The organism is Mesobacillus sp. (assembly GCF_049588175.1).
GTDB lineage: Bacteria > Bacillota > Bacilli > Bacillales > Cytobacillaceae > Mesobacillus.
Genome location: NZ_JBAVFI010000582.1, coordinates 1 through 7,684 on the forward strand (window position 1 = coordinate 1; position 7,684 = coordinate 7,684).

Here is a 7,684-nt window from a genome sequence, read left to right on the forward strand (position 1 = left end):
TGCAGAGCATCAAGCAGGTCCATTTTTGCTGCTAGTGCAAAGTTTCCTGGAACGGCTGAAAGATCTACACTCTCTACTGCTCTTGGCAGCTGCGCTGCTTCAATTGGCTTGAATTGCAGATTTTTGACGTTGTCTTTTACATCTTTTTCAGAAACAGTCAATGGATCAGCGTTCGGATCAAGGGTGATTAAACCAGCGTCTTCAAGAATCAAGAATGCGCGGGCTGCATTTGTTGGATCATTTGGAATCGCAATGGCAGAACCTTCTGCTACTTCATCAAGTGAGTTGAATTTCTTTGAATAGATTCCCATTGGAGCCGTTGGGACAACAATAAGTTCTGATAACTCCAAGTTATGCTCTTTTGCGAAATTCTCCATATACACCTTGTGCTGGAATAAGTTTGCATCAAGGTCCCCTTTTGATAAAGCTAAGTTAGGCTGAATGTAATCGCTGAATTCTACAACTTTCACTTCATATCCTTTTTTCTCAAGCAATGGTTTGATTGCTTTAGATACCATATCACTGTAAGGGCCAGAAGTCGCTCCAAATGTGACTTCCTTCTTGTCTTCCTTCGCTTCTCCATTTGAAGCTGAATCGCTGCCGCATGCTGCAAGCAATCCGATTGTTAATAATAAAATAATTGAATACACAAGCTTTTTCATTAAAATAACCCCCAATTTTTTTATCTTTTATCTACTAATCTTGCAATCTTGTCCCCGCCGAACTGAATCAGCTGGACAAGGCAAATTAGAATAATAACAGTAGTAATCATGATGGTATTGTCATAGCGGTAGTACCCAAAACGGATTGCAAGGTCGCCAACTCCTCCGCCGCCGACAATCCCGGCCATCGCTGAGTAGGCAACAAGACTGATGATGGTAATGGTCACTCCTTGGACAATTCCTGGACGAGCTTCTGGGATGAGCACATCTTTTATAATCATCCACGGAGTTGCACCCGTTGCCACTGCCGCCTCAATTACCCCTTTATCAATTTCCCGGAAGCTTTGCTCTACTATTCTTGCAAAGAAAGGAATGGCAGCTACCGACAACGACACCGAGGCTGCAGTTGGCCCGATTGTCGTGCCGGCAATAAGGTTTGCCAATGGCAGCAAGGCTATCAGCAGAATGATAAATGGGACTGAACGAATCATATTTACAAGGAAGCCCGCGATATTTTTAAAAATTTGATTCTCCAGGAATAAGCCTTTATCTGTGACAAATAACAGCACCCCCGTTGGCAGCCCAATGACGATCGACACAACGATAGAAATTCCGACCATATAAATCGTTTCAAAGAATGCTTTGTTCAATTCCGGCAGCAGTGAAACCAGACTCTCAGGCAGCATCATGAATCACCTCCAGATTTCTTGTTCTTGATGCGATATACTCAATAGCACGATCAAGCTCGTTCTTGTCACCTGAAATCTCCATGATAAAAATTCCAAGCGGGATATCCTGTATGTATTCAATTTTTCCATGCAGGATATTTCCTTTCACCTTAAAATTTTGGAACACATCAGAAATGACGGATTGCTCAGCGATCGCACCCTGGAAATAGATTTTTATGATTTTGCCTTTCCGCTCCTCAAGCAACCTTACTGGGAGATCAAACTGAAGGATCGAGTTGACAAAATCTTTTGTCAGCAGCTGCTTCGGGTTGGCAAACACATCATACACATTTCCTTCTTCAATGATTTTTCCATCCTGCATGACAGCCATCCTGTCACAAATCGTCTTGACCACTTCCATTTCGTGAGTGATGAGGACGATTGTGATTCCTAATTCAAGATTTATCTTTTTTAATAAGGCTAAAATCGATCTTGTGGTGCTTGGGTCCAATGCTGAAGTAGCTTCATCGCACAGCAGGACTGAAGGGTTGTTCGCAAGTGCTCTGGCAATGCCAACACGCTGTTTTTGACCCCCCGACAATTGTGCAGGGTATACATCTTTTTTATCTGAAAGTCCCACCATCTCCAGAAGGTCGACTACTCTTTCATTAATCTCACCTTTTGGGGTCCCAGCTGCTTTTAATGCAAAAGCGATATTTTCACTGACGGTTTTGGCACTGACTAGGTGGAAATGCTGAAAAATCATGCCGATTTTTAAACGCGCTTTGCGCAGGTCACTTTTATTTAACGAAGTAAGCTCCACATCGTCGATGATAATCTCGCCTGAGGTAGGCTTTTCGAGAAGATTCAAGCATCTTAGCAATGAACTTTTTCCTGCCCCGCTGTAGCCGACGATTCCATAAACCTCGCCCTTGTTCACCCTTAACGAAACATCATCAACACCTTTTACAGTCCCACTTTTCGTTTCATACACCTTGACCAATTTTCTAACTTCGATCATGTATTGCCCCCCTATCAAAACGTTCTTATTTCCTTGGAATCTCTGTATAAACATTTCGTATCTTTAAACGAAAAAATGCCTCTTTCATTCACAGAAAGAGGCATCGTAAAAAATATATACGACTTATCTCTCAGAATGAAATCATTCTGTAGGAAGTGGCACCGTTCCTAAAAGGAGGTTGCCGGACGTCATAGGGCCTAATCCCTCGGTCACTCTTGATAAGTTACTTATTTAATTTGATAATTGAAATCATAAAACCTTCTGATTTGTTTGTCAATATAGTATTTTTGAAATCAAATAGATGGTATCGCTTTCATCTATGCGGGAGTAAGGTGAAAATTTTTCCATAGTTTTTTGGCAGAGCTTTTTGCTTTGCATTCAAAAGTTCATTTTTCGTCTCTGTATTATTCCTTTTTTATCAGTTAAATTCAGGAATCATGATGCAAAACCAACAAAAAAACCCTTGTTTAAGATAAAACAAGGGCTCCATATACGAGCGCTCCACCTATGACATAGGCAGGGTGCACTTTCATTTTTTCCATAAGCAAAAAGCTCAAGCCGCCGATTAGGACTGTCTGCAGCAGTCCGACCCCTTCATAGGAAGAGAAAAAGAAATCATATGTCATGACCCCAAGCAAAACAGCAATGACTGGACGGACGACAAGGGTAAGCCGTTTGACTCTCGGAGAATCCTTAAATTTCATCAGCAGTCCGAGCAAGCCGATCATCAATATCAAGGAAGGGGCTACTGCAGCAAACACTCCGACAACCGCACCGAGGACTCCCCCCTCAGTATAGCCAATATAGCCTGCCATTTTTGTTGCGATTGGTCCTGGCAGGGCATTACCCATCGCAAGCACTTCACTGAATTCATTAACCGTCATCCAGTCGTAGCGGTCAACTACTTCATTTTCAATTAACGGAATGGAGGCCGGACCTCCGCCGTAGCCTAAAATTCCAGGGATAAAGAAAGCCCAAAATATTTTAATATAAATCATTACTGCTCCCCTCCCTCTTTTTCAGTTTCAGAAGAAGAGTCCTTCTTAAGTAATGCGACTAATAATAAAACAAAAATTAATATGGCTGGGTGCAGATGCAGGAATTGAAGGAGCAGCAAGCTTCCGGCCAGCGCAAGCAAAGTCCATTTCCATCCAAGCTTGGATGTTCCGGATTTTTTCACAAAATCCCATGTCAAAACAGCCAGCATTACTGCTACAACCGGAACGACCGCCTCTGTCATCCCGCTTACCCACGGTTCATCCTTATAGGAATTAAGGACCGTCAGAAGGAGAATCATCAGAATGATTGTCGGCACCATCGTCGCTGCTAGTGCATTTAGCATCCCTAAAATCCCGCCAACGCGATAGCCAATGTACCCGGCCATCTTCGTCGCAATTGGACCAGGCAAAGCATTTCCCAAGGCAAGGATATCGCTAAATTCATCAGAGTTCATCCATTTATATTTTTCAACAACTTCCTTATGTACAAGCGGGATTGAGGAGGGCCCTCCTCCGTAGCCGAGAATCCCTACCCGAAAAAACGCTAAAAATATATCTGCCTGTTTCATACCCTTCACCTTCTTTTCTGAATTAAAATGCTGTGTATCTATTAATCTTCTTTTTCCCTAATTTTAAGTTCTGTTTTTCTTCCTGTTGTTTGACGCTCGAAACGCTCCCTTTCCCCGGCTGTCTCTCGCCTTCAGCTCTAATCAATATAGTGCCAAAATCAATAATAACCTTAACATTGCCAAATAAAAAAGTATCACAGCATGGCAGCCGTGATACTTTCATTTTACCTTTTAAATTTAAATACGGAAACCGAAATATTCAAATCATTTGTCAACTTGCGGAGGTCGGTTACTTTTTTGGAAAGATTTCCGAAGGCTGAAAGCTGTTCTGCAGTTGAGGCTGAAATCTCCTCGCTGCCTGCAGCGGTTTGTTCAACAACCGCACTGATAGACTCCGCATTATCAAGTACCTTAGCACCCAATGCTTTCGATGTTTCCATCCCCTGGACTAATTGATTGACTTTAATTGAGATTCCATCAACCACTGTCTCAATATTTTCAAATGCAGCCATTGTTAAGTCCATTGACTCCATCTGCTCCTCAGCGATTGTACCGCCTTTATTAACAGCTGTGGCAATTTCTTGCAGACCAGCCTTCAGCAGGTTGACCATATCAAAAATCTGAGCTGTAGCTGTATTTGATTCTTCTGCAAGCTTTCTGACCTCTTGAGCCACTACCGCGAATCCTTTACCAGCATCCCCTGCCCTTGCCGCCTCAATTGCTGCATTCAATGCCAGCAGATTTGTTTGGGCAGCAATAGCAGATACGGATGACGCCATATCCTCGATTTTTGCTGCATACCCAACGAACTGGTCTGTCGCTTCCTTAATGGAATGGGAGGCGCTATTATTTTCGGTAATCAGCAACTTTTGGCCTTCAATCACTTTCCGCCCTTCACCTATTGCCTTTACCGCCTCCTGGCTGTAATGTGAAGATTCTTGAGAATGGTCAAGATTGTGCATGATTTCCTTATCCATATCATCAATGAGCTGAACAGATTGCTGCAAATCCTCTGAAACAGTCTGTGCCCCAGCAGATAATTCATCTGTTGATATCGCTACCTGATTGGAGATTTCCGTCAGGGAGTGATTTTCTCGCTCTATTTCCTCTGCAAATTGCTCCACTTCCTTGCTTGCCATATTGACCTTTTGAAGCAAAGAAGTCAGATGCATGGTCATCTGATCAAATGAAGCATTTAATGTCCCTAACTCGTCCTTTTGGTTATAAAACACTTTCTCGATCATTAAGTTTCCCTTGGCAATTTCCTGAGCGTTCGCTGCAATTTGCTTCAATGGTTTTGTAATGGAATTCGTCAGCCTGATGCCAATTCCTGCCGCTGCCACAACGAGAAGGATGCTGCCCACAATCGCAGTAAGGATGATGAACTGAATCTGATTCTTCAAATCTCTTTGTAAAAAATCATAGTGTTCATTCACCAAAATATCGAGCAAGTGAAGATCGTTCAGCACTCCCTCGCTTCGAAGAGATTGCCTTTTTACCTCTGCACTTATTTTCCCTTCTAGCGCGCTATTTGCTTCTTCTTGCAGAATCGCAAACTTTCCAAATGCTTTTTCTAATACCAGCCTGCTTTCTTCCTGATTAATCAGGCTGTTTGCCTTTTTAAAGGTTTCTGAATTTTCTTTCATAATCGTGATGGCTTCCTGCCTGTTTCCCTCGGTGGGATTGAAGGAAAAATTGCTCAGCGATTGCTTAACGGCTGAGGTTTCGGCCTGGAGATTCTGGACCGTTAACAGCACTTGTACGTAATCCTGATTTGAGGCCTGGACCATCAGCATCCTGTAAATGATAAATAGAATCATCACAATGGCCAGCCCAATTGGCAATAACAAGTTAAGCAGTAATTTCTTTTTTATCGTCATGTTTGCTCCCCCGGTTGCAGTCTTAATCTAACTGAATTGAAACTTCATCTCTGGATAACTCTTCTTCCAGATCTTTTAGGCTTTTTTCCTGTTCTGGAGTGAGTTTAATGACCCTAATGGGGGCAAGCCCTACGCCATTTTCATTCATTCCAAGCTCAATTTGCTTTGCTGAAAGCTTCTTTTCAGCTTTAAACTCCTTAACGGTTTCATAAAGGGCCACGTCCACATTTTTTAACATAGAAGTAATGATCGCCTTTTCAGCAAAAAAGTATTGATCACTGTCTACCCCAATGGCAAACTTTTTCTTCTCCTGAGCTTCTTTCAAGACACCAACCCCGGTAAAGCCTGCAGCAGCATAAAGAACATCGGCTCCCTCACCAATCATGCCAGCCGCAATTTCCCCACCGAGATCTGCATTCCCAAAATCATTTGCGTAAGCGACCTTCACTTTTGCAGAAGGGTTGACCGCTTTTACGCCCTGTTCAAATCCAGACTTGAATTTTCTGATAAGCGGAACATCGGCTCCACCAACAAAACCAACCACATTTGATTTTGTCGTCATTCCAGCAATTGCACCTGCAAGGAAACTTCCTTGTTCTTCTTTAAAAGTAATTGAAGTGATATTATCCAATTCTGAAACGGAATCTACCAGAATGAATTCCTGTTCAGGATATTTCTTTGCCACTTTTTCAAGGTCTTCAAGAACCATGAATCCTAGTCCAATTACAACATCGTTCCCATCTTCCACCAGTTCTGTAAAACCTTTTTCATATGAGCCGACCGTTTGTAATTCCCTGTAATCAAAAATAATGTCTAATTCGTCTCTGGCTTTCGCAAGACCTGCAAAGGCTGAGTCACTAAAAGATTGATCTCCTAGTCCGACGTCAGACAACATAATGCCAACTTTAACCCTATCCTTCTCGATTTTTTCAGTTGATGAACAGCCCGCAAGAGTCCCACTAAAAAAAATAATAATCAAAAACAAATTTATGATCCATTTCATCTTGGTGATCCTTCTCCTTCTAGTAAGTGAATTCCCTATGTATGTAATACATCGACCTGAAAAATTCATTATTAATGCTTTTGGTTAAAGTCTATCTTTTGTTAATTTTCTAAAATATGGCCCGAAAAGCGGAAGCGTCTTGTATCGGGAGGATCTTCGACTAAGAGCGGAGCGTCCTGTGGGGGAACGTCGGCGTCAGCCGCATTAGTCTAAGTTTTAAGATAAATTATTTTCTAACTAAACAAAAAAACAGGCTGTTCAGCACAGCCTGCCTTAATAACATTTATTTTACTTTTGAGAACTTGTTTAGATCGCCATTTTCCCCAAGGACAATCAGGATGTCCTCCGCTCTTAACGTTTTCTCTGGATCTGGTGAAATGTCTACCTTAGAACCGGTTTTAACTCCAATAACGGTAATATTGTATTTTGCCCGCAGGTTGATTTCGATGAGGTTCTTGCCAGCCATGCTCATCGGGAGCTTGATTTCTTCAATACTGTAATCATCTGAAAGCTCGATGAAATTCAGCACATTTGGGGAAGCCATCAGCTGATGCGCTACCCTTTCCCCCATATCTCTTTCAGGGAAGATTACTTTGTCTGCGCCAACCTTGAACAAAACCTGTGCATGATGCTTGTTGAGGGCTTTTGCAACGACATTGGCTACTCCCATTTCTTTTAGGATCAGAACCGTCAGAATACTCGCCTGGATATCATCGCCTATCGCCACGATAACTGTATCAAAGTTTCTGATTCCAACTGCCTTGAGAGTTTGTTCATCGGTTGAATCTCCGATTACCGCATGGGTGACATGTTCTTTATATTCCTCGATATATTGCTCTTTCTTATCAATTGCCAGTACTTCATTTCCTTCATTGTACAGGGA

General features: G+C 42.3%; 8 protein-coding genes and 1 riboswitch. All 8 genes read right to left on the reverse strand.

What is annotated here, in order from left to right; translation table 11 throughout:
* The coding region (locus WB217_RS14185) for a MetQ/NlpA family ABC transporter substrate-binding protein (protein WP_423993873.1) at positions 1-662 on the reverse strand (662 nt) is incomplete at its 3' end.
* A 20-nt stretch (positions 663-682) separates the two neighbouring features.
* Positions 683-1,348, reverse strand: coding sequence for a methionine ABC transporter permease (locus WB217_RS14190; protein ID WP_423993881.1), 666 nt, complete (start codon positions 1,346-1,348; stop codon positions 683-685).
* Complete coding sequence (locus WB217_RS14195; RefSeq protein WP_423993875.1) at positions 1,338-2,351, reverse strand: methionine ABC transporter ATP-binding protein; 1,014 nt, start codon at positions 2,349-2,351, stop codon at positions 1,338-1,340. Before WB217_RS14195 ends, WB217_RS14190 begins: the two co-directional genes overlap by 11 nt.
* A gap of 120 nt (positions 2,352-2,471) precedes the next feature.
* Positions 2,472-2,576: riboswitch (SAM riboswitch) on the reverse strand.
* 242 nt (positions 2,577-2,818) lie between these two features.
* The gene (locus tag WB217_RS14200; RefSeq protein WP_423993876.1) at positions 2,819-3,349 is read right to left on the reverse strand and encodes a chromate transporter; all 531 of its coding nucleotides are present in this window, start codon (positions 3,347-3,349) and stop codon (positions 2,819-2,821) included.
* On the reverse strand, positions 3,349-3,918 hold the full coding sequence (locus WB217_RS14205) for a chromate transporter (protein WP_423993877.1): 570 nt from the start codon (positions 3,916-3,918) through the stop codon (positions 3,349-3,351). Before WB217_RS14205 ends, WB217_RS14200 begins: the two co-directional genes overlap by 1 nt.
* Before the next feature lie 224 nt (positions 3,919-4,142).
* Positions 4,143-5,798, reverse strand: coding sequence for a methyl-accepting chemotaxis protein (locus WB217_RS14210; RefSeq protein ID WP_423993878.1), 1,656 nt, complete (start codon positions 5,796-5,798; stop codon positions 4,143-4,145).
* 22 nt (positions 5,799-5,820) lie between these two features.
* On the reverse strand, positions 5,821-6,801 hold the full coding sequence (locus WB217_RS14215; RefSeq protein WP_423993879.1) for a BMP family lipoprotein: 981 nt from the start codon (positions 6,799-6,801) through the stop codon (positions 5,821-5,823).
* Between the two features lie 283 nt (positions 6,802-7,084).
* Positions 7,085-7,684 (reverse strand): potassium channel family protein (locus WB217_RS14220; protein WP_423993880.1); only part of this gene is annotated, 600 nt, incomplete at its 5' end.